Below are 20,375 nucleotides of genomic sequence, written 5' to 3' on the forward strand. Positions count from 1 at the left end.
GCTCAGACATTGTCGTGAGCGTTGTTGCCCTGCTGGTTCACAAGCGGGGGCGGATTGTCCTCCACCGGCGCCGCCCAGTTCAGGGCCGCAAGGGTCGCGATCAGCGTTGAAATGCCGGGGATCAGATAGGGCGAGCCGATAAAGTCATATCCGGCGTTGAAGAGCCCGGTGACCCCGTTGAGCGCCCCGCAGGTGATCAGGATGCCGGCGATGATGCGCTTCTGTTCCGGCGTCAGATTGACCGCGAGCTGTTCCTTGGGCGCGCCCTGCATCCTGCCGGTCGGCGCCGATGTGAGAAGCTGGGACAGGTAGAAAGCCAATCCGGGCGCGTCACCAAATTCCAGCGCCCGCTTCATGCTGGCGAGGCCGGCCTGGGACATGTCGCTGAAACAGGCCGTCGTGCCGGACGTGCTGAACAGGAAGTCGCCAATGCCGTTATTCTTCAGATTGATCGTCGTCGTGATGGCGTTTGTCGTAGGCAGGACCACCTGCACCATGCCGCGCGTCATGGCCTGGCTGATGTCTGACAATCGGGCCAGGGGCGCGAGGGTCACGATCGCTGAACCGGTCAGTCCGTCGCCCAGCATCGAGATGATCACCAGACCCGGCCCGCCATGGGAGGCCTCGACCAGATAGCTGGCGTAATCGGAATAGTCGGGCACGAAGACCGGACGGATGATCGGGGTCAGCTCGGTATTGGGCACCCGGGCGCGGAAAGCGACCGCCGCGCCTTCATCCGCCGCATAGGCCGAATGGAGCCGGGTCAGCCCGTTCGCATCCAGACTCTCGGACAACGGATTGAAGAAGAACTTGCTTTCAAGCTCGCTCACCGGGCGCAATTCTGGCGCAAAGGCGGGCTGGAACGTATCGCTTTGGGTCTTGGCGCCTGACATGTCAGGTCTCCTTGCATGCGCCTGCGGCGTTTTGCCGGCAAGCGGGCGAGTGAAACGGGGGGATGCGGGGGACCGGCTAGCTGAAATCGCCCTTGATGGTATTGGCGGTATCGGTCACCGCGCCTGAAAAGGCGGTCAGCGAGGTCTGCCAGGTCGCCAGCTCCTGCAGGGCTTTTTTGCCGGTCTCCTGGGTCACCGGGTCCAGCAGGAGCGCCATGGCGCGACCCGATGCAGCGAGAACCAGCTGTTCAGAGCCCTGCATGTAGCCGCGCAAATCCTCCAGCATCAGGACTGCAGCCTGATCAGCGACCGGATTTTCAAGCGAGGACAGAACTTCTCCGCTTTGCGGCGCCAGTTGCGCCTGGTTGAACTGGGCTGCCTGCTCCAGAGTGGCGAGAGACGCGGGCGCGGCGGGCGTCTCCCCGGCTTCATCCAGCGCCGCTTCGGCCTCTTCAAGCGCTGCTTCAACCTTGCGTCGCGAGCGGGGGCTGCTGCGTCGGGGCGCGCGCTTTCGCGGCTGGGGCTTGGGCGTATCGTCGGGGGCATCCGTCATGGTTCACCTCCTATCCGCCGTTGATGACCGCAATCGCCTGGGCGACGATCGAGGGGTTGAGCTGGTTGAGATTTTGCTGGTTCGAGACCGCATTGCTCAGAGCAATGCCGTTCGCGCTGGCCAAGCTCTGGTAGAGCGCGCCAATCGCCACAGAGGGCGCTTCGGCCAGCACACCCACGGCAGTTTGCGCCACAGCGTCGGTAATCTTTGAATTGACCTCGTCTGAAGTCGCCATGTTTCGCCTCCTGAGTACCCGTTAACTAAAAACAACCCAGGCGGGAGTCGCTATGGCGACAATGTCCCTTGCGTTGCAGATTGACTTCACGCTTAAATTGAAGCCGAACAAAGAAGGAACCGCATTCCCGCGGGATAATTCAGTCTTCAGGAGAGACAGGGTGACTTCTTACTGCATCGATGACAGCCAGAGCAGCGTTCTGGAAAAACCACACCAAGACGCTGACACACCTTATAGATTGATCGCGCCTCGACTGGACGCGACACAGGATCCAGGCCTGGTCCAGTTCATAGAGGCCCATTTTGAGGCCCTGAGCCCGCACCTGAACTGGTTCACCGTAGAGTTGTTTTTTCAATGCGGGGTCGCGCCCGGCCTGGCCTATCTGGACCGGCACGCCTCCAAGCGGGTGAGCACTCAGAAAATCCTGGCGGACATTCCCGGCTCAGCGCGGTTCACCTCTGTGGTGATGAACAATGCCGGCCAGACCGGCTATGTGGAAATCCAGTCCAAATCGGGCTTCATCGAGAATATCCGCCGCTTCATCGCCGTCGAGGCGCTGACAGCCGGCGCTTCCACCGCAGAGGTGGCGCATCTGTGCGGCATCAGCCTGCGCACCGTTCAGCGCCTGCAGAGACTGGGCGTCCAGGGCCGCGACAGAGCCTGATCCAAATGACAACGCCGACGCCTTTCGGCGCCGGCGCTGAACACGAGGATGGTGATGCAGGCTAGCGCGCTGCGGCTTCCACCGCGCGCATGACCCGAAGCAGGTTGCCGCCCCAGATCTTGGCGATATCGCTTTCGGAATATCCGCGCCGCTCAAGCTCGGCGGTTACCGCAGGGGTTGTGCTGGCGTCATCCCAGCCACCGACGCCGCCGCCGCCATCAAAGTCGGATGCGATGCCCACATGGTCGATGCCGGCCACAGCGACCGCATGATCGATATGATCAACCAAGGTCGAGATGGTGATGTCGTTCATCGAGGCCCGCAAATCGCGCAAACGCGCCTGATAGGCGTCACGCTGACGATCGCTGGCGTTGGCGTAGGCTTCACGGCTGCTGAAGCCCATTTCCTCGGCCAGAGCACGTTCGGCTTCGGCCAGTTCAGGGTCCACTTCGCCGATATAGCGCCGGAAGGCGACCATCTGGGCGACCCCGCCATTATCCCGGATCGCTCGTAATTGCTCATCATCGAGATTGCGGGGATGGTCATAGACGCCGCGCGCGCCCGAATGGCTGGCAAGCACTGGCGCCCGGCTCAGCTCGATCGCTTCGAGCATGGTGCGCTTGCCGACGTGGGACACGTCCACCATCACGCCATGATCGTTGAGCTCCCGGACAAGACCGCGGCCCAGCTCGGTGAGGCCCGGACCTTCCGTCGGATCCCCCTGGGCCAGGTTCGGATTGGAGCTGCCGCCGAACTGGTTATTGCCGAAATGGGTGATGGAGACATAGCGCACGCCGCGCTCCGCCCACATGGCCACATTGTCGAGGTCTTCACCCAGCGGCCAGGAATTCTCCATGCCGATCAGGGCCACCAGACGCCCGGATTCATGGATCGCTTCCACATCATCGGCTGTGGTCGCCAACGCGATCTGGTCGCGATAGCCCCGGATCATCCGCATAATGGCCTGGTACTTGTCTTCCGCCTCTTCAGCGGCCTCTTCATAGCCGATCGGACTGATCAGCCCCTGGCCGACATAGACGATGAAGAACGCCGCATCGAGACCGCCATCGCGCATCTTCGGCAGGTCGACCTGGGCGCGGGTGAAGCCGCCCGGATCGAGCGCCGCGGTGGCGTAGCCCTGACCAATGTCCACATGGGTGTCCATGGTCAACACCCGATCGTGCAGGGATCGATCGGTCGCGCCCAGCGCTTCAGCGCCGCGCAGCGCATGAGCGCCCTCTTCAGCGGGGGCGACGTAACCCGCCTCCTCGGCATACTCCACGCTCACGCATCCAGTCAGCGCCAGCGCCGCAACGCCTGCCATCCAAGCCTTCATCGCCCTCTCCCCTTTGTTCTCATAAGGACAGCCAAAGCTAGTCCCCGCCGGGGGAGAGGAGCAAGGCCGGGAGGCGGCGGGGCATAATCCCATTCCGCTCAGCGACGCTCGAAGCGCGCATCCTCATAGCTCAGCGCGATGATCTCGCCAGCCTCATCGCGCTCGAAGATCAAGGGCGTCACATCATCCAGCGGGTGTTGCTGCAGGCCGAAGACGTCGGTCCGGGCCGGCGCGCCGGTAAAGGCGTAATCTCCCCAGGCCGCCCGTAGGCCATCGCCTTCCACACGGATCGTGACCGGGGCGTACATCACCGGGTTCTCGTAAACGCCCGCGTATTCGGACAAGGCCTCCACATCCGGGCTCCAGCTCCAGTCGCCGAACGTCTCGGCATTGCGGTGCGCCTCGACGCTCTCCCGCCGCATGTCCAGGAGACGCTCGATCCGTTGCGGATATTGGCGCTGACGCTCGGCCATCCACATCTCGGCGTCTTCGTGGTCGATCACGAATTGCAGAAACTGGATCATGGTCCGGCTGGTCAGCCAGCCGGTCATGTTGTCGGAATTGGAGAAGACGCCAATGCCCACTCCCAGATCCGGCGAGAACGCCATCATGGTGCGCGCACCGGTATAGCCGCCGCCATGAGCGTAAAGTGTATGGCCCTCAAAATCGCAGACGTTCCAGCCCAGCGCATAGCCATAGCAGGGCAGCTCGTACGCATTGCGCGCGTCGCGGCTCACCTCGGCGGCGATGGTCTGCGCCTCTTCGACGATCGCCCCGGTCAGGCCGCTGCCGTCAGGCCCCTCGCCGCGCAGATTCATCTGCAGCCAGGTGATCATGTCATTGGGCGATGTGGTGATCCCGCCGGCGGACTGCATCTGGCCATCGGTCTTGGGGCGCACCTCGAACCAGCCCTCTTCCGGCCCGGTCCAGATATGGTTCCAGCTCTGGTCCTGAAGACTGAAGTCAGAGGTCCGGGCGCTGGTGTGCTCCAGCCCCAGGGGCGCAAACACATCCTCGGCCAGCCAGTCCTGCCAGGTCCGGCCCGTCGCCGTCTCAAGGATGGCGCCGTAAAGGTTGTAGCCCAGATTGTCGTAGTCGAAGCCGGGTTTGCGCGCGGTCATCACCGCCTCGATCAGCATCGGATAGTCCGCCGGATCAATGCGCGTGACATAGGCCTCCAGAATGACGATGAGGTCCGCGGAAACCGGAACCTGGTGGCTGAGAAGGTCGCGCAGGGTCCAGTCGGCCGGATCCACCCCGTCCGGAAAGCGCACATCGGGCCAATGGTCCGCCAGCGTGCTGTCGAGACTAAGCACGCCTTCCGCATCAAGCCTTGCCGCCAGAAGCCCCATGAAGGCCTTGGTCTGCGACGCGATGTAGACGGGCGTATCGGCGGTCAGCGGCGCGCCCGTGCTGGCGCGGCTGACGCCTTGGACATGACGCAGCAGAACGTCATCGGCGGTGACCGCCACGACGGCATAGCCCGGCCCCAGATCCGGAAAGCCCGCCAGGAATCCTTCCATCCGCTCCGCCGCCTGTTGCGGGCTCTGCGCCATGGACGGCGCCGGCAGGGCGTTCAGGCTCAGAAGGGCGGCGCAGACGGTCAGACCCAGGGTTCGCATGGTCAGTCTCCAAGACAATCGGTGTTACGAGGCCGCACGATAGGGCGGCGTCGCTGACCGGTCTTGAACGGGTGTAACCTGTTCCGGCGGAGTGCCGGCTTGGGTGAAAATCCGCATGAGCGTGCGCGGCGTCAGGCCGGTTTCCTGCTTCAGGGTCCGCGCGAAATGGGGCTGGTCGGCGAACCCCGCTTCGTATGCGGCTTGCGCGGGCGTTGCCCCTGTTTCCATGAGCGCTCTCACTGCCAGGCCCATGCGGGCCCGGCGACGGTCCAGGCTGATGGGCGTCTGGTAATGCCGACTATAGGCGCGAGACAGATGAACCCGGTGCACCCCGGCTGCTTCAGCCAGCGCCTGCACGTCTGCTCCATCCGGATCTTCAAGGACCGCATCGCGCACCTGTGACAGCCAGACCGGCGGTTCCTGACGCGCAGGCTCAAACGGTTCCGAGAGCAAGGCGATGAGATCTGTCGCCTCACCGGCGGAGATGGCGGAACAGCCGGTAGAAGCGGCCAGTAGGGCGCCGATCTGGTTGGCCGCTGGCGTCGGCGTCCAGCGCCAGGGCGCGCCTTGGCCTGCCTGCGACCTCGCATTGAACGCCAGGATCAGGGCGCCGGACGGGCCATACCGGTTGGCGTGACGCATGCCGGCCGCCTTGAACCCGACCTGGCTGGCGCCCGGCGTCGCGGTGCGCGACGGCGTGTCTTCTGCTAAAGCTCCCGCCAGGATCATCGAGCTCTGATCCACATCATGAGCATGCTCGTCCATGATGTGGCCGGCCGGGTAATAGCTCAGCACCAGCTCCCCGGACTTATCCTGGTGCAGGCTGCGCCGATGCGGGGTCATCCGCAGTTTCTCAGGGGTTTCGCTCACAGCGTCAGTCCAGCTCCCACGACAAAAGGGCCGGCGATTGTCGCCGGCCCCTTTCAGGATGCAAGTGAGCGTCCTGTTAGATGCAGATGCTCCAGCCTGTCGGGTCAGGCATGTGCATCGGCATAAGCTTCGCCGTTCTTGGCGGAATCGAGCGCCTGCTTGAGCAGCGTGCGCCCCGCTGCATCGACGTCATCCTTCTCGAGCTCGGTTTCAACCGCTTGCTGGAGGAATTCCTCGCCATCATCAATGGCGTTGAGCGCGGTTTCTTCCTCGCTGCCGAAATTCTTGCTCATGCCCGTGAGGATACGGTGGATCTTGCCGAGCGGTCCGCCTTCTTCCTTGGGTTCTTCGCCCTGCAACCGGACATGGGCTTGGAACTCGGCTGTGATCGCGGCGCGTTCGGCCACTTTCTTCAGGAACTTGGCCTTGTGCACATAGTCATCATCACACAGGTCCGCGGCCATCTCGTACCCACGACGGCTGTCGATGAGGATCGGGATGATATTGTTCAGCGATTGAGCAGTTTGGTGTCCCATTGGAACCTCCTTGCAGGTGTTCTGGATCAGGCAGCGCCGGTTCAGGCGGCGGCTGCGTTGACCTGGGTTTCGGCGATCCGCGTCAGCTCGCGGTCACCGCCATAGGTTTCATCCAGACAGTCCTGCAGAACGGTCACATCGGATTTGAGGCCCTGACGCTGGGCGAAGGCGCGCACGACGCCATAGCCGGCAAGCGCATAATGGGTCATCCGCTGGGTCTGGGCGATGATCGAGGCGTCGCGCACATCGTCATCGCTGATATCGGCCTCCAGCGCATGGGCGCGGGCCTCGGTCACCAAGCCTTCCATACCCTTGCAATGCTCGCCTTTCGGGTCCGCATCATGGTCCTGGATCAGGCCTTTGACCTTTTCCATACCCTTGCTGATGCCCACAACATTGCGTTCGAGGGCCGCCTTCAGCTCGGGGTTCTTGGCCGCTTTCGCCAGGTCCTTGGACACGGAAAGCGACTGCTTGTCAGCGCTGTAGAGGTCCTGAAGCTGGTCGATATAAAGATCTTTCAAGCTGTTCATGGTCTTGTCCTCCGTTAGCGATCTAAAGGAGCGAACAGCGACGGGGGGAGGGTCAATCGCCAGGTTCGCTTTGTCGTTGTCACGGATATTCAACGCGTTGAGCGCAGACGCGTTCCAAATCGACCGCTGTCCTGGGTGCGCGCAAACAAAAAAAGGGCGGCCCGAAAGCCGCCCCTGTGTCACATCATACCGTGTGCGCAGATCATCCCTTGAAGGGATCCTGCATCAGGATGGTGTCATCGCGCTCGGGACTGGTGGACAGAAGCGCCACCGGCGTCTCGATCAGCTCCTCGATGCGGCGCACATATTTCACCGCCTGCGCGGGCAGGTCCGCCCAGGAGCGCGCCCCTGCCGTGGAGCCAGACCAGCCTTCAAAGGTTTCATAGACCGGCTCAACCCCCGCCTGGGCGCCCGTGCCGGCGGGCAGACGGTCATACATCTCGCCATTGAACTTGTAGCCGATGCAGACCTTCAGCTCGTCAAAACCGTCCAGAACGTCCAGCTTGGTCAGAGCCACGCCATTAATGCCGTTGATCTTGCACGACTGGCGCACCAGCACGGCGTCAAACCAGCCGCAACGACGCTGGCGAGAGGTGACGGTGCCGAATTCATGGCCGCGCTCACCGATTTTCTGGCCCACTTCATCGGTCAGCTCGGTCGGGAACGGTCCTTCGCCGACGCGCGTGGTGTAGGCTTTCACAATGCCCAGCACATAGCCGACCTGGCCCGGCCCGACGCCGGAGCCCGCCGCAGCCTGACCCGCAACCGTGTTCGAGCTGGTCACGAAGGGATAGGTGCCGTGATCCACATCCAGGAACGCGCCCTGCGCGCCCTCGAAGAGGATCTTCTTGTCGTCGCCGATCGCCTTGTCCAGCGTGCGCCAGACCGGATCCGCAAAGGGCAGGATTTTCGGCGCGATCTCCAGAAGCTCGGCGACCAAGGCTTCTGCGTCCGCTTCCTCCACGCCCATGCCGCGACGCAGGGCGTTGTGGTGATGCAGCAGTTCGGAAACCCGACGACGCAATTGCTTTTCATCGGCAAGGTCAATCACCCGCACCGAGCGACGGCCCACCTTGTCTTCATAGGCCGGGCCGATGCCGCGCCGGGTGGTGCCGATCTTCATGCCGTCATCGCGGTTCTCGCGCAGGGCGTCGAGTTCGCGATGGACCGGCAGGATCAAGGTCGCGGTTTCAGCGACGCGCACCAGCTTGGGGCTGATATCCACGCCCTGTTCGCGCACCTTCTCGATCTCGGAGATGAAGGCCCAGGGATCGACGACCACGCCATTGCCAATGAGGGACAGCTTCTTCTGCACGACGCCGGACGGCATGAGCGACAGCTTGTAGGTCACGCCATCGACGACCAGCGTGTGACCGGCATTGTGACCGCCCTGAAAGCGCACGACCACGTCGGCGCGATGAGACAGCCAGTCGACAATCTTGCCCTTGCCCTCATCGCCCCACTGGGCGCCGACAACCACAACATTGGACATCGCGCATACTCCGTATCGCGGAAAAACCGGGGGTGGCTTACGCGCTTCTCAGCCCTGGGGCAAGAAGCGCGCTGGCAAAGCCCTGTGGACGCCTAGTCCGCCGGATTGGCCAGCGCTTCGTGATAGGCCCAGTCGAGCCACGGGCCGAGCGCAACCACATCGTCGGCATCCACGGTCGGACCACACCAGATGCGCAGGCCGGCCGGAGCCTTGGGGTGGGGGATGATGTCGAACGCAGCTTCCTCGCGATCAAGCAAGACGCCCATGCGGCGCGACACCGCCCAGCGCTCGTCCTCGGATTTGCCCTCCAGCTCCTTGCCGGAGAATTTCAAGGTGACAGAGGTTTGCGAACGAGTGGCCGGTTCCTGCGCCAGAAAATCGATCCAGTCGGTGCGCTCCACCCAGGCGGACAGGGCGTCAAAATTGGCCTGGGTGCGGTTGATCAAGGCCGAGACCCCGCCCTCTTTCGCCGCCCATTTCAGCGCATCGAGATAATCCTCGGTGCACAGCAGAGACGGCGTGTTGATGGTGGAGCCTTCATAGATCTTGGCGGTCTCATCGCCCGCTTCAAAGAGCTGCAGGAGACGCGGCACCGGCCAGCTGGGGCGAAACTCGCGCAGCCGCTGACGCGCGCGCGGGCTGAGAATGGCGATGCCGTGCTGGGCTTCCCCGCCCATGCATTTCTGCCAGCTGAAGGTGGTCACATCGAGCTTGGACCAGGGCAGCTCCATCGCGAACGCGGCTGACGTCGCATCGCAGATCGTCAGGCCCTCGCGGTCATCCTTGATCCAGTCACCATCCGTCACACGCACGCCCGCCGCCGTGGCGTTCCAGGTGAAGACGACATCATTCTTGAAATCGACCTTGGAGTAATCCGGCGCGACGCCGTACGGGGCGTGGTGGATCGTCAGACCGTCAGGCTTGAGCTCATCACGCGCATCGATCAACCAGCGACCGCCGAACTCGTCACACGCCAGCACGTCCACGCCGCGCGCGCCCAGCATGGACCACATGGCGCCTTCCATGGCGCCGGTATCAGAGGCGGGGGTGATGATCACCTTGTAGTCGTCGGGAATTTCAAGCACCGCCGCCGTGCGTTCGATGGCTTCGGCGAGGCGCGCTTTCGGCGTGCCGCCCCTGTGGGTCCGGCCCAGCGGCGCGGCGGCGAGCGCAGACAATTCCCAACCCGGACGCTTCTTTGTGGGCCCGCATGAGAAGCGGGCGTCATTGGGGCGGTTGGTGGGTTTGAGAACCGTCATGACACGATGACCTCAGCTTTATGACAGGGAAGCTCACCGGTAGGCCGTGCTGCATGTGCGGTCAATTGCGCAAAGGTTGGAAAATCCTCCCTTGACCCTCAAACATCCGGAGCGTAGCGCAAATGCCATGACCGATTATCGCGCCCTGTTCGACCTGCCCTCAGACACCGCCTATTTCAACGCCGCCCAGGTCGGACCCTTGCCGATCAAGGCCGCAGAGGCCGGTCACGCCGCCTATCGCGACAAGCTGCGCCCCTGGGGTCACACCACCACGCAGACCTTCTTCGACCTGCCAGAAAGCGTGCGTGCGGAAGCGGCGAAACTGTTCGGTGCGAAACCTGATGACATTGCGATTGTGCCCGCCGCCTCATACGGGCTGGCGACGGCGGCGCGCAATCTGTCGCTGAAGCCGGGCGATGAGATCGTCATCCTGGACGGGCAATTCCCCTCCAATGTCTACACCTGGCGAGCGCTGGCCAAGCAGACCGGCGCGCGGATCAGGACCGTCAAACGTGAGACCGACCAGACCTGGACCAACGCCTTGCTGGGCGCGATTGGCGCGCGCACGGCTTTGGTCGCCTGTGGAGCCTTGCACTGGATTGATGGCGGACGCGTGGATCTTGAAGCCGTCTCGAAGGCCGCTAGGGCGCAGGACGCCGCTCTGGTGCTCGACCTGACCCAGTCGCTCGGCGTCATGCCGTTTGACGTGAAAACCATCGACCCCGATTTCGTGGTCGCGGCCGCCTATAAATGGATGCTCGGCCCCTACGCCACCGGCTATCTGTATGTGGCGCCCCGCCATCAGGACGGAATTCCCCTGGAAGAGAACTGGATCAATCGCAGCGACTCCCAGGATTTCTCGCGCCTGATCGATTACCGCGACACCTATGATGCAGGCGCGCGCCGCTTTGATATGGGCGAACGCTCCAATCACCAGCTTCTGCCCGCCGCCCTGGAAAGCCTCAACCTGCTTAACGCCATCGGGGTTGATGAAATCGCGCGTCAGTGCGCGGCGACCAGCACGCTCATCAAGGACGCGGTGGCGCCTTTGGACCTTCGCGCCGACATTCCCGACCAGGCGCCGCACTATCTGTCGCTCGGCTTGCCGGAGGGGGCGCCCGCCGATCTGGCCGCGCCCTTGCGCGACCATAATGTGCACGCCTCCCAGCGCGGCCCGCGTCTGCGTATCAGCGCCCATATCTACAACACTCAAGAGGATGTGGACCTCCTGGTCACGGCCTTGAAGACGGTGCTGGGATGACGCCTGAAGCACCGGGAGCAAAAGGCTGGGGCGCGCTTGGCCTGTTGGCGCTGGTTTGGGGCAGCGCCTTCGCCTTTATCGCCGTGGCGGTGGAGAGCCTGCCGCCGTCCATCATCGTCCTGGGCCGGCTCAGCCTCGCCGCCGCCATCCTGACAGGCTGGGCGTTCTATCGCCGTCGCCGCTTCCCGCCCTTACGCGATGTGCGATGGTTGTGGTTTCTCGCGCTCGGCTTTCTGGGCAACGCCCTGCCCTTCACCCTGATCGCCATCGGACAGAAGACCGTGCCGTCAGGCATCGCCGGCATCCTGATGGGGATGATGCCGCTGACCGTGATCGCGGCCGCGCATTTCATCCTGCCCAATGAACGTTTGAGCCTGAGAAAAGCCTCGGGCTTCGTCATCGGCTTTTCAGGCATTGTCATCCTGATGGGCCCGGCGGCCTTGCGCGGCATGCTGGAGGCGGATTTTCTCGCCCAGCTTCTCATCTTCATCGCCACGCTGAGCTATGCCGCCAATGCGGTGACCTATCAGGCCTCGCCGGAAACCCCGCCCAGCGTAATCGCGGCCGGCTCAATGATTTGCGCGGCGGTGTTGAGCCTGCCGGTGGCGCTTTATGACATCGTGGCGGGCCCGGCCATCATGCCCAGCCTGCCGTCCATCATGGCGGTGCTGGCCCTGGGCCTGTTGCCCACCGCCCTCGCCACCATTGTCTATATGGGCGTGGCGCGGAAAGTCGGCGCGTCCTTCATCGCCCTGATCAACTACATGGTGCCCGTGGTCGCCGCGGTGATCGGTCTGGCTCGCGGCGAACCCATGACGCTGACCACGCTCATTGCGCTCGGCGTCATCCTGCTGGGGGTGTATGTGGCCCGGCGCAAACCGAAAGCCGCACCCTAGTCGATATCGCCGCGCACCGGCGCTTGGGCGAATTCGGACGCATTGACCGTCCAGCCATGCTGAACCGGGCCATTGCCCTTGCCGAACTTGGGCGCGCGACGAATGGCTTCGTGCAGATAGTCGCCCGCCATCTCAACCGCGCGATCAAGCCCCAGCCCCTGCGCCATCAGCGCCGCGATGCCGCTCGCCAGCGTGCAGCCCGTCCCGTGGGTGTGGCGGGTCTGGATGCGCGGACGGGTGAACAGGCGCACGCCATTGCGCGTCGCCAGCAGATCGATGATCTGCGGACCTTCCAGATGGCCTCCTTTGACCAGCACCGCTTTCGCGCCCATTTCCAGCAGCTCGTCCGCGGCGGCGCGCTGATCATCAATGTCTTCAATGGTTCCGCCGGCCAGCGCGGCCGCTTCAGGCGCGTTCGGGGTCAGCAGGCTGGCGCGCGGCAAAAGCTGGGTCCGGATCGCTTCGGCCGTGTCTTCACTGATCAGCTGATCGCCAGAGCTTGCGACCATGACCGGATCGACGATCAGGGGCAGGCCGGCCGTGCCCGCGTCATCAAGCGCCTTGACCACCGTCTCGATCGTGCTGACCGACGCCAGCATGCCGGTCTTGATGGCGTCGGTCCCGATGTCTGACAGCACTGCCTGGATCTGGGCCGCGATGACATCGTCGGGAATGGCGTGTACGCCCGTCACGCCCTGGGTGTTCTGCACCGTCACCGCCGTCACTGCACTGGAGGCGTAGCCGCCCAGCGCGGTCACCGTCTTGATGTCGGCCTGGACGCCGGCGCCGCCCGAGCTGTCGGACCCGGCGATGATGAGGACCCGGCCCTTGGGGTTTTCAAACTGGGTCTCGTCAATCGTATCGCTGGCGTCGGTCATGGTGGTGCTCCGTCTTGTGATGGTGCTGAGCTAGTCTGTGAGGGTGACAGGCGCAAGCGGCGCAGCTGTGCCCGATCAGACACACTGAAACTGAAACGCCACGATCGCCCCGCTGGCATCTGTTCAGTCCCGCGCGGATGGAGTAAGCACGCTCACCCCAGACAGACCCTCTGTCCAGAAGGAGTTCTCGGACCCGTGCCACGATCTTGATAGCCGCGGCGGCCTGGTGAAACCCGGGCGGTGAGCGTCGCAGCAACCGCGGACCTGAGCGCGTATCGCGTTCGGCCCAATCGCTAAATCCCTCGCCTTCTCCGCAGCTAACAAAGGTCGCGCCTCGCCCGTCGCCGGTCACCGGTCCGGGACGACTGGCGCGCATGCAGGACCGAGATGACCGATTTCGAAGATATCGAGGACCCGGACGCCCAGACCGAGCGGGTCCTGTCCAATTTCGCCGTACTCCGCTTTGTCGCCCGCCAATGGCGGCGGCGCCCCTGGCTGTTCAGCCTGGTGGTGGGCTTTTCCACGCTCGCCACGCTGGCGGACGTCTTCATACCTGTGGCCGCCGGCCAGCTGATCGATGCGATCAGCGGTGCGGATGCGGATCCGTCCGGAGATGCGCACTGGGCCGCGTTGATCGTGTTCGTGGGTCTCGCCATTCTGGTGAACGCCGCCCGGCAGATCATGGTCCGCTGCGAGATCCCGTTCTCCAGCGCCAACATGGCCGACATGACGTCGGAAGCCTTCGCCAGGGTGCAACGCTTCAGCGCGGACTGGCACGCCAACGCTTTCGCCGGCGCCGTGGTGCGCAAGATCACACGCGGCATGTGGGCGTATGACACCATCACCGCCACGCTGTGGTTCTCCATGATCCCGTCCATCGGCGTGATGATCGCGCTCGGGGTCTACATGCTCCTGCACTGGCCCGTGGTGGGGATCTACGCCCTGGCGGTGACCTTCGCCTTCATCGTGCTGACGGTGCTGGTGTCGACCTATTATATCCGCCCGCAGAACGTGATCTCCAACGCCAAGGATTCCGAACTGGGCGGCGCCATCGCCGATGTCATTTCCGGGGTCGCCACGGTGAAGAGCTTTGGCGCGGAAGCGCGCGAGGACAGCCGCTTCCACGCGCTGGCCTGGGGCTGGCGGGCGCAGGCGAAAAAGACCTGGTACCGGTTCACCAATGCCTGGCTGATCCAGATGACCGCCGTGATCTTGCTGCAGGCGGGGCTGGCGGGCCTGCTGCTGCAGTTGTGGACCCAAGGCGACGCCACGGCGGGCGATGTCGTGTTCGGCATCACCGCCTTCCTGATGATGGCCGGCTATATGCGGCGCTTCGGCGAGGAGGTGCAGAACGTCCAGCGCGGTCTGGACGAGATCCAGGATCTCGCCGCCTTTGACCAGACCGACGCCCAGATTGCCGACCTGCCCGGCGCGCCCGATTTCAAGCCGGGCGATGGCGAGATCGTGTTCAAGCAGGTGCGCTTCACCTATGCCGGTCAGGATACGCCGCTCTATGACGCATTCTCGCTGACCATTCCCAAGGGCGAGAAAGTGGCCCTGGTCGGGCCCACGGGCTCGGGCAAGTCCACCTTCGTCAAGCTCGTCCAGCGTCTGTACGATGTTGAGGACGGCGCCATCGTCATTGACGGGCAGGATGTGCGCACGGTCACCCAGGCGAGCCTGCGGCGCGCCATCGCCCTGGTGCCCCAGGACCCGGCGCTGTTTCACCGCTCCATTGCGGAAAACATCGCCTATGGCCGTCCGGAGGCCAGCGCGGCGGAGATCGAGGACGCGGCGCGTCGCGCCCGCGCCCATGACTTCATCATGGCCCTGCCCAAGGGCTATGACACGCTGGTGGGCGAGCGCGGGGTGAAGCTGTCAGGCGGCGAGCGCCAGCGGATCGCCATTGCGCGGGCCGTCCTGGCGGATGCTCCCATCCTGATCTTTGACGAGGCGACCAGCGCGCTCGACAACGAGACCGAACGCGATGTCCAGCTGGCGATGGAGGATGTGACGCGCGGCAAGACCGCCATCGTCATCGCCCACCGCCTGTCCACCATCCGCGATGCGGACCGCATTCTGGTGTTTGATCAGGGCCGTGTGGTGGAACAGGGCACCCATGACGAGCTGGCGAGCCAGGGCGAAGGCGTCTATGCGCGCCTCGCCGCGCTGGCGGAAGGCTGAGCGGTCCAATCAAGGCCATTTCGGGGCTGATGCAGGTTTTTCGTATCTTTTCGGTGCGAGGCCTGCTATCAGCCCCCGCTCAGTCGCGCCGGGGCTCTCCGCGCGACAAGGTTTTCGGGACTGCCTCAAGCAAGGGATTGTGAGGCGACGTCCTTTGCGAGGTATATATGAGTTTCCCCAATACCATCCCCTCCGCGCTGGTCACGGCGCTGGAGGCGAAGGGCTATGACGCCCTGACCGACGTCCAGAATGCAGTACTCACCGACGAAGCCGATGGCCGCGACCTTCTGGTCTCCGCCCAGACCGGCTCGGGCAAGACCGTGGCGTTCGGCATGGCCATGGCCGGCACGCTGCTGGCGGGCGAAGACCGCCTGCCCCAGCCTGGCGCACCGCTCGCCCTGATCATCGCCCCGACCCGCGAACTGGCCCTTCAGGTCCAGCGCGAGCTCGATTGGCTCTACGCCGAAGCGGGCGCAAAGCTCGCCAGCGCCGTGGGCGGTCTTGATCCGCGCACCGAGCGCCGGGCGCTGGATCGCGGCGCGCATATCGTCGTGGGCACGCCGGGCCGTCTGCGCGACCATATCGAACGCAAAGCGCTGGACCTGTCCAACATCCGCGCCATCGCGCTGGATGAAGCCGACGAAATGCTCGATTTCGGCTTCCGCGAGGATCTCGAATTCATCCTCGGCTCCGCGCCTGAAGACCGTCGTACGCTCTTGTTCTCGGCCACCGTGTCCAAGGAAATCGCGCGCATCGCCGAGACCTATCAGCGCGACGCGCTGCGTATCTCGACCCTGAGCGCCACCAACCAGCACGCTGACATCACCTATCTGGCGCACACCGTGGCCGGGCATGACCGCGAGAACGCCGTCATCAACGTGCTGCGCTTTCACGCTGCGCCGCGCGCATTGGTGTTCTGCGCCACCCGCGATGCGGTCAACCGTCTGGCCGCCAAGCTGCACAATCGCGGCTTCCACGCCGTGGCGCTGTCCGGCGAACTGACCCAGGCCGAACGCACCAAGGCGCTGCAGGCGCTGCGCGATGGCCGGGCGACCGTCTGCGTCGCCACCGACGTCGCCGCACGCGGCATCGACCTGCCGGGTCTCGATCTGGTGGTCCATGCCGAACCGCCGACCAATGCCGAAAGCCTCTTGCACCGGTCCGGCCGGACCGGCCGCGCCGGCGCCAAGGGCACCAGCGTCTTTGTCGTCGCCAGCTCGCGCAAGGGCCGGGTCATCCGCCTGCTGCGCGAAGCCAAGGTGCAAGCGGAATGGGTCGATGCCCCCGACGCCGATCTGGTGCGCGAGAAAGATCGGGAGCGTCTGGGCGACCACCCCGCCCTCGCCAAGGATCTGGATGAAGACCGGATGGAGGAAATCCGCGATCTGATCGAGCGTTTCGGCGCCGAGAAGCTGACCGCGGCCTTCCTGTCAGAGCTCGAACGCCGTCTGCCGGCGCCCGAGGAACTGTCGGGCACGCCGCCGGAACGTCAGCGCGAGGAGCGCGCGGATCGCGGTCCGCGTCGGGCCCGCGAAGACTTTGACGCCGGTCAGTGGTTCGAGATTGATCTGGGCCGCAAGCAGCGCGCCGAACCGCGCTGGCTGGTGCCTCTGATCTGCCGCGTGGGCGGGATTGTCGGCAATGATATCGGCGCGATCCGTATTGGCGACACCGCAACCCGCTTCCAGATCGCCGAGGACAAGATCGACGGCTTCACCGAGGCGATGAACCAGCCGCGTGAAACCGACAAGAATGTGCGTGTGAAGATCGCCGGCGACGAGCCGTTTGAAACCGCGTCGGCGGATTTCAACAAGGGCCCGCGCGAGCGGACCAAGCCCAAGCGCGCGCCGCGACCGGGCAAGGCCGAGCGCGCCGCCAAGCGTCAGCATGATGATGACGACTTCTTCTCCGGCACGGTCGAGGACACCCGCCCCAAACGCGACTGGGCGCCCAAGGGCGGCAAGCCGCCGTTCAAGAAACGCGATGGCGACAAGCCGTTCGGCGGCAAGCGCGACAGCTTCAAGAAGGGGCCGGGCGGCAAGCCGGGATTCAAGAAATCCGAGGGCGGCAAACCGTCGGGATTCAAGAAATCCGAAGGCGGCGACCGCCCGCTAAAGCGCCTCAAGCGCAAGACCGGCTAATCTGACCAAGAGGTCATGAGACGGACAGGACAAGCCTGCCGCCCTGCGGCAGGCTTGTTTCATGTCCACGCTCCTTCAATGCCTTGAAACCCAAGATCCCACAGCTCTGACCCGATTGCTGGGCCAGCAGCCGCATCTGACCAATTCACCCGTTCTCGACGGGGAGCAGACCGTCCATCCCATCCATGCCCTGTGCGAGCGGGTGTTTGATGGACGCCTGAGCGAAATACAGGGCCTGGCCTTCGCCAATGTGCTGATTTCCGAAGGCGCGGATCTTGATGCAGTCCATCCCCGCAATGGCGACAGCCTCTTGATCAGCGCCATCAGCCTGTCCTGTCCCGCCATCGCCCACCGGCTGCTGGACAAGGGCGCCAATCCCGATCCCCGCGGCGTTTTCGGCGCAACGGCCCTGCACTGGGCCGCCATCATGGGCCTGCCCGATCTGGTGCAGCGCCTGATCGATCATGGCGTCTATATCTTCCTGCGCGACAGGGAGTATCAGGGCACGCCACTGGGCTGGGCCGTGCAGGGCCGGATTGATCCGCCGCCCGGCGCGCGCGGCGGGCATATCGAGTGCGCAAACGTGCTGATGTCGGCCGGCCTGCAGCCCGAATCGGCCTGGCGCTCCAGCGAGTCCATTCTGGCCGACGCCCCCTTGCGCGACGCCCTGCTGGGGCGTCAGTCCGCGTAGCGCCTGAACGCCGCCTGCACCTTGAGGGCCTGCGCCGTCTCGCGCACATCGTGCACGCGCACGATGGCGCATCCGGCGCGTGCGGCCTCAAGCGCGACCGCCAGAGATCCGCCCAGACGGTCCATGGCGTCGGTCGCGCCCTGGTCAATCGCCTGGATGAAGCGTTTGCGCGACGCGCCAAAGAGCACGGGCAGCCCCAGAGACACGAAGTGTTCCAAGGACGCGATGAGCTGGAGGTTATGGTCCAGCGTCTTGCCGAAGCCGATCCCCGGATCCAGCACGATCAGGTCGCGATCAAACCCCGTGGCCAACAGCACGCCGGCCCGCTGGCCCAGATAACGGGCCACATCATTGACAACATCATCATAGCGCGGCGCGGCCTGCATGGTCTTGGGCTCGCCCTGCATGTGCATCAGGCACACCGGCACACCCAATTCCATCGCGGTTTCCGGCGCGCCCTCGGCCCGAAGCGCATTGACGTCATTCCACAACCCGGCGCCGGCATGCACGGCAGCGCGGGCGACGCCGGGCTTCATGGTATCGATGGAGATCGCCGCAAGCGGGCGTTCGGCCCGGATCGCCTCGATCACCGGGATGACGCGGTCCAGCTCTTGCGCTTCTGACACCGGTTCGGCGCCGGGCCGCGTGCTTTCCCCGCCAATATCGAGACAATCCGCGCCTTCGTCCAGCAAACGCAGGGCGTGATCGCGCGCCGCAAGCGTGCTGTCATGCCGTCCGCCGTCAGAAAAACTGTCCGGCGTAACATTGACGATGCCCATGACCTGCGGGCGCCCGTCCGCATGGGGTCGGATCGGGAAGGCTAGCATGGCCGGCTGTCGACCTGGCTGAAGCGGGACGGCTCGCCATTACGGAAATGATCCCGGTCCGTGCGCAAGGCTTCGGCGATATGATCCAGCACCGTCGCCTGGGCGCGCGAGCGGCGCACCGCGCCATGGGCGACCAGCCACAAATCCAGCATGACTTCGAAATCGGGCAGGATGCGCACCAACCCCGGACGCGCCAACGCCAGACGGTGGGACGTCACGCCCAGACCCAGACCATTGCGCAAGCCTTCCAGATGCGCACTGGGATGGGCAGCGACCATCACATCGCGGCGCGGCCGCAACTCATCGCCAATGGGCGTCCGCGGCCATTGAAAGGCGATTGGCGTCGCCCAGCCCACGGCCACATGATCGGCCACGTCTTCAAGGGTTTGCGGAGCGCCGTGCTTTTTCAGATAGCATTCGGAGGCGTACATGCCGCTGCCGACCTCGGCGGCGCGGCGCGCCAGCAAGGAGTGCTGTGGGCCCGGCTGCCCCCAGCGCACGGCGATATCCGCCTCCCCGCCCGCCAGATTGGCCGGTTCAAAGCCGATCTTGAGCTCCACGGACAAGTCCGGATGCGCCTCGAGAAGCGGCGTCAACGCGCCAGGCAGCCAGTCCGCGCCGATGCCATCGCTGGCGGCCACGGTGACCCGACCCTCAACGCGTTCATGACCATTGCGCGCCGCGCGCTCAATCGCCGCGGCTTCGTCCTGCATGTTTCGCGCGTGATCAATGACGGACCGGCCCAGCGCCGTCGGGGTGAGGATATCACCGCGGCGCTCGAACAGGGCGCCGCCGAGATGGGTTTCAAGCGCCCGCATGCGACGGCTGACCGTTGGCTGGCTGAGTCCCATGACCCGACCTGCGGCGGCGTGGCTGCCGGCTTCATAGACGGACAGCGCGAGGTGGTAATCTGACCAGTTATCCATTCAAGTTTGAATATCAGATATACAGATTCAGTCAATTGCACATATGCTGCGCTGCGGCATATTCGAAATCACAAGCCGGAGCCGCTGCGGTCGTTCTTGTTCGGCCCTATCGGCTCCAACCGTTTCATAGGTCGCCTTTTCGAACCGCGAAACCGGAAACTCCTTTCGCTGAAAAGGCTCTCATGGAGGCTGATATGTCTGTGTTTGCCACTGCATTGCTCGCCCTGCAACTGACCGGCGCCCCGGTCCAGGAATTCACCCCGGTCCGCGTGGCCGATTCCGATATCCGCGGGTCTGTCCGCGCCCTCAATCAGGGCGAGTGGAACACTGCGCTTCACTTCACCCAGCAAGCCCTGGAAGGCGGCGCCCGCACCAGCGTTCGCGCCGCGGCCCACGCCAATGCGTGCATCGCCCTGCACCAGCTCGGTCAGACCGCTGACGCCGCCCAGGCCTGCCGGACCGCTGTGGCGCTGGCGCCGCAAAACACCGTGATGGCGTCCAACCTGTCTGCCGTGCAAACCCGCATGGCGGGTTCGCCCTCTGCCGGCGCCGGCAACTAGGCCGTTCACGCACTTGCGATT

At 64.4% G+C, this 20,375-nt stretch carries 20 protein-coding genes; 7 read left to right on the plus strand and 13 right to left on the minus strand.

Annotated elements, in window-relative coordinates; translation table 11 throughout:
- Window positions 1–2 precede the first annotated feature (2 nt).
- The 3 genes from RBA95_RS12075 to RBA95_RS12085 all read right to left on the minus strand — a co-directional run bounded on the left by RBA95_RS12075 (window position 3) and on the right by RBA95_RS12085 (window position 1,681).
- Entirely contained in the window at window positions 3–893 is an 891-nt protein-coding gene (locus tag RBA95_RS12075) for a hypothetical protein (protein WP_306017115.1), read from the minus strand.
- Between the two features lie 76 nt (window positions 894–969).
- The gene (locus RBA95_RS12080) at window positions 970–1,446 is read right to left on the minus strand and encodes a hypothetical protein (protein WP_306017116.1); all 477 of its coding nucleotides are present in this window, start codon (window positions 1,444–1,446) and stop codon (window positions 970–972) included.
- Window positions 1,447–1,456: 10 nt separating this feature from the next.
- Complete coding sequence (locus RBA95_RS12085; RefSeq protein WP_306017117.1) at window positions 1,457–1,681, minus strand: RebB family R body protein; 225 nt, start codon at window positions 1,679–1,681, stop codon at window positions 1,457–1,459.
- Window positions 1,682–1,841: 160 nt separating this feature from the next.
- On the opposite strand from RBA95_RS12085, the gene RBA95_RS12090 reads away from it, so the two are divergent.
- Complete coding sequence (locus RBA95_RS12090) at window positions 1,842–2,345, plus strand: helix-turn-helix domain-containing protein (RefSeq protein ID WP_306017118.1); 504 nt, start codon at window positions 1,842–1,844, stop codon at window positions 2,343–2,345.
- Between the two features lie 61 nt (window positions 2,346–2,406).
- Here the strand turns inward: RBA95_RS12090 and RBA95_RS12095 are convergent, their stop codons facing one another.
- The 7 genes from RBA95_RS12095 to RBA95_RS12125 all read right to left on the minus strand — a co-directional run bounded on the left by RBA95_RS12095 (window position 2,407) and on the right by RBA95_RS12125 (window position 9,990).
- On the minus strand, window positions 2,407–3,681 hold the full coding sequence (locus tag RBA95_RS12095; protein ID WP_306017119.1) for a dipeptidase: 1,275 nt from the start codon (window positions 3,679–3,681) through the stop codon (window positions 2,407–2,409).
- Window positions 3,682–3,779: 98 nt separating this feature from the next.
- A complete protein-coding gene (locus RBA95_RS12100; protein ID WP_306017120.1) occupies window positions 3,780–5,303 on the minus strand; it encodes a serine hydrolase in 1,524 nt (507 codons plus the stop codon).
- A gap of 24 nt (window positions 5,304–5,327) precedes the next feature.
- Complete coding sequence (locus RBA95_RS12105; RefSeq protein ID WP_306017121.1) at window positions 5,328–6,173, minus strand: AraC family transcriptional regulator; 846 nt, start codon at window positions 6,171–6,173, stop codon at window positions 5,328–5,330.
- A gap of 104 nt (window positions 6,174–6,277) precedes the next feature.
- Complete coding sequence (locus RBA95_RS12110) at window positions 6,278–6,709, minus strand: PA2169 family four-helix-bundle protein (RefSeq protein WP_306017122.1); 432 nt, start codon at window positions 6,707–6,709, stop codon at window positions 6,278–6,280.
- A 41-nt stretch (window positions 6,710–6,750) separates the two neighbouring features.
- Window positions 6,751–7,239: a DUF892 family protein gene (locus tag RBA95_RS12115; protein WP_306017123.1), complete on the minus strand. Its 489-nt coding sequence runs from the start codon at window positions 7,237–7,239 to the stop codon at window positions 6,751–6,753.
- Window positions 7,240–7,441: 202 nt separating this feature from the next.
- A complete protein-coding gene (locus RBA95_RS12120) occupies window positions 7,442–8,731 on the minus strand; it encodes an adenylosuccinate synthase (protein WP_306017124.1) in 1,290 nt (429 codons plus the stop codon).
- Window positions 8,732–8,823: 92 nt separating this feature from the next.
- Window positions 8,824–9,990 carry a phosphoserine transaminase gene (locus tag RBA95_RS12125; RefSeq protein WP_306017125.1) on the minus strand — a complete coding sequence of 389 codons (1,167 nt, stop codon included), beginning with the start codon at window positions 9,988–9,990 and terminating at the stop codon, window positions 8,824–8,826.
- Between the two features lie 127 nt (window positions 9,991–10,117).
- Between RBA95_RS12125 and RBA95_RS12130 the strand changes: the two genes are divergently transcribed.
- On the plus strand, window positions 10,118–11,251 hold the full coding sequence (locus tag RBA95_RS12130) for an aminotransferase class V-fold PLP-dependent enzyme (protein WP_306017126.1): 1,134 nt from the start codon (window positions 10,118–10,120) through the stop codon (window positions 11,249–11,251).
- The gene (locus RBA95_RS12135; protein WP_306017127.1) at window positions 11,248–12,147 is read left to right on the plus strand and encodes a DMT family transporter; all 900 of its coding nucleotides are present in this window, start codon (window positions 11,248–11,250) and stop codon (window positions 12,145–12,147) included. Before RBA95_RS12130 ends, RBA95_RS12135 begins: the two co-directional genes overlap by 4 nt.
- Here the strand turns inward: RBA95_RS12135 and thiD are convergent.
- Window positions 12,144–13,025: a bifunctional hydroxymethylpyrimidine kinase/phosphomethylpyrimidine kinase gene (gene thiD / locus RBA95_RS12140; protein ID WP_306017128.1), complete on the minus strand. Its 882-nt coding sequence runs from the start codon at window positions 13,023–13,025 to the stop codon at window positions 12,144–12,146. The two genes, RBA95_RS12135 and thiD, sit on opposite strands and share 4 nt — an antisense overlap.
- A gap of 387 nt (window positions 13,026–13,412) precedes the next feature.
- Here thiD and RBA95_RS12145 point away from each other — a divergent pair, with 387 nt between their 5' ends.
- The 3 genes from RBA95_RS12145 to RBA95_RS12155 all read left to right on the plus strand — a co-directional run bounded on the left by RBA95_RS12145 (window position 13,413) and on the right by RBA95_RS12155 (window position 18,041).
- Window positions 13,413–15,209 carry an ABC transporter ATP-binding protein gene (locus tag RBA95_RS12145; protein ID WP_306017129.1) on the plus strand — a complete coding sequence of 599 codons (1,797 nt, stop codon included), beginning with the start codon at window positions 13,413–13,415 and terminating at the stop codon, window positions 15,207–15,209.
- Between the two features lie 167 nt (window positions 15,210–15,376).
- On the plus strand, window positions 15,377–17,350 hold the full coding sequence (locus tag RBA95_RS12150) for a DEAD/DEAH box helicase (RefSeq protein ID WP_306017130.1): 1,974 nt from the start codon (window positions 15,377–15,379) through the stop codon (window positions 17,348–17,350).
- 61 nt (window positions 17,351–17,411) lie between these two features.
- A complete protein-coding gene (locus RBA95_RS12155; protein ID WP_306017131.1) occupies window positions 17,412–18,041 on the plus strand; it encodes an ankyrin repeat domain-containing protein in 630 nt (209 codons plus the stop codon).
- Here the strand turns inward: RBA95_RS12155 and folP are convergent.
- Entirely contained in the window at window positions 18,029–18,868 is an 840-nt protein-coding gene (gene folP / locus RBA95_RS12160; RefSeq protein WP_306017132.1) for a dihydropteroate synthase, read from the minus strand. The two genes, RBA95_RS12155 and folP, sit on opposite strands and share 13 nt — an antisense overlap.
- A complete protein-coding gene (locus RBA95_RS12165; RefSeq protein WP_306017133.1) occupies window positions 18,862–19,794 on the minus strand; it encodes a LysR family transcriptional regulator in 933 nt (310 codons plus the stop codon). The genes folP and RBA95_RS12165 overlap by 7 nt, the downstream gene beginning before the upstream one ends.
- A gap of 194 nt (window positions 19,795–19,988) precedes the next feature.
- On the opposite strand from RBA95_RS12165, the gene RBA95_RS12170 reads away from it, so the two are divergent.
- Window positions 19,989–20,354 (plus strand): hypothetical protein, encoded by a 366-nt coding sequence (locus RBA95_RS12170; protein WP_306017134.1) that lies wholly within the window; start codon window positions 19,989–19,991, stop codon window positions 20,352–20,354.
- Window positions 20,355–20,375 lie beyond the last annotated feature (21 nt).

It is taken from the genome of Oceanicaulis sp. MMSF_3324, assembly GCF_030733545.1.
Lineage (GTDB): Bacteria > Pseudomonadota > Alphaproteobacteria > Caulobacterales > Maricaulaceae > Oceanicaulis.

Coding starts and splice junctions, on each gene's coding strand:
- RBA95_RS12075 (WP_306017115.1), bottom strand. CDS start 893: ATGTCAGGCGCCAAGACCCAAAGCGATACGTTCCAGCCCGCCTTTGCG.
- RBA95_RS12080 (WP_306017116.1), bottom strand. CDS start 1,446: ATGACGGATGCCCCCGACGATACGCCCAAGCCCCAGCCGCGAAAGCGC.
- RBA95_RS12085 (WP_306017117.1), bottom strand. CDS start 1,681: ATGGCGACTTCAGACGAGGTCAATTCAAAGATTACCGACGCTGTGGCG.
- RBA95_RS12095 (WP_306017119.1), bottom strand. CDS start 3,681: ATGAAGGCTTGGATGGCAGGCGTTGCGGCGCTGGCGCTGACTGGATGC.
- RBA95_RS12100 (WP_306017120.1), bottom strand. CDS start 5,303: ATGCGAACCCTGGGTCTGACCGTCTGCGCCGCCCTTCTGAGCCTGAAC.
- RBA95_RS12110 (WP_306017122.1), bottom strand. CDS start 6,709: ATGGGACACCAAACTGCTCAATCGCTGAACAATATCATCCCGATCCTC.
- RBA95_RS12115 (WP_306017123.1), bottom strand. CDS start 7,239: ATGAACAGCTTGAAAGATCTTTATATCGACCAGCTTCAGGACCTCTAC.
- RBA95_RS12120 (WP_306017124.1), bottom strand. CDS start 8,731: ATGTCCAATGTTGTGGTTGTCGGCGCCCAGTGGGGCGATGAGGGCAAG.
- RBA95_RS12125 (WP_306017125.1), bottom strand. CDS start 9,990: ATGACGGTTCTCAAACCCACCAACCGCCCCAATGACGCCCGCTTCTCA.
- RBA95_RS12130 (WP_306017126.1), top strand. CDS start 10,118: ATGACCGATTATCGCGCCCTGTTCGACCTGCCCTCAGACACCGCCTAT.
- RBA95_RS12135 (WP_306017127.1), top strand. CDS start 11,248: ATGACGCCTGAAGCACCGGGAGCAAAAGGCTGGGGCGCGCTTGGCCTG.
- thiD (WP_306017128.1), bottom strand. CDS start 13,025: ATGACCGACGCCAGCGATACGATTGACGAGACCCAGTTTGAAAACCCC.
- RBA95_RS12145 (WP_306017129.1), top strand. CDS start 13,413: ATGACCGATTTCGAAGATATCGAGGACCCGGACGCCCAGACCGAGCGG.
- RBA95_RS12150 (WP_306017130.1), top strand. CDS start 15,377: ATGAGTTTCCCCAATACCATCCCCTCCGCGCTGGTCACGGCGCTGGAG.
- RBA95_RS12155 (WP_306017131.1), top strand. CDS start 17,412: ATGTCCACGCTCCTTCAATGCCTTGAAACCCAAGATCCCACAGCTCTG.
- folP (WP_306017132.1), bottom strand. CDS start 18,868: ATGCTAGCCTTCCCGATCCGACCCCATGCGGACGGGCGCCCGCAGGTC.
- RBA95_RS12165 (WP_306017133.1), bottom strand. CDS start 19,794: ATGGATAACTGGTCAGATTACCACCTCGCGCTGTCCGTCTATGAAGCC.
- RBA95_RS12170 (WP_306017134.1), top strand. CDS start 19,989: ATGTCTGTGTTTGCCACTGCATTGCTCGCCCTGCAACTGACCGGCGCC.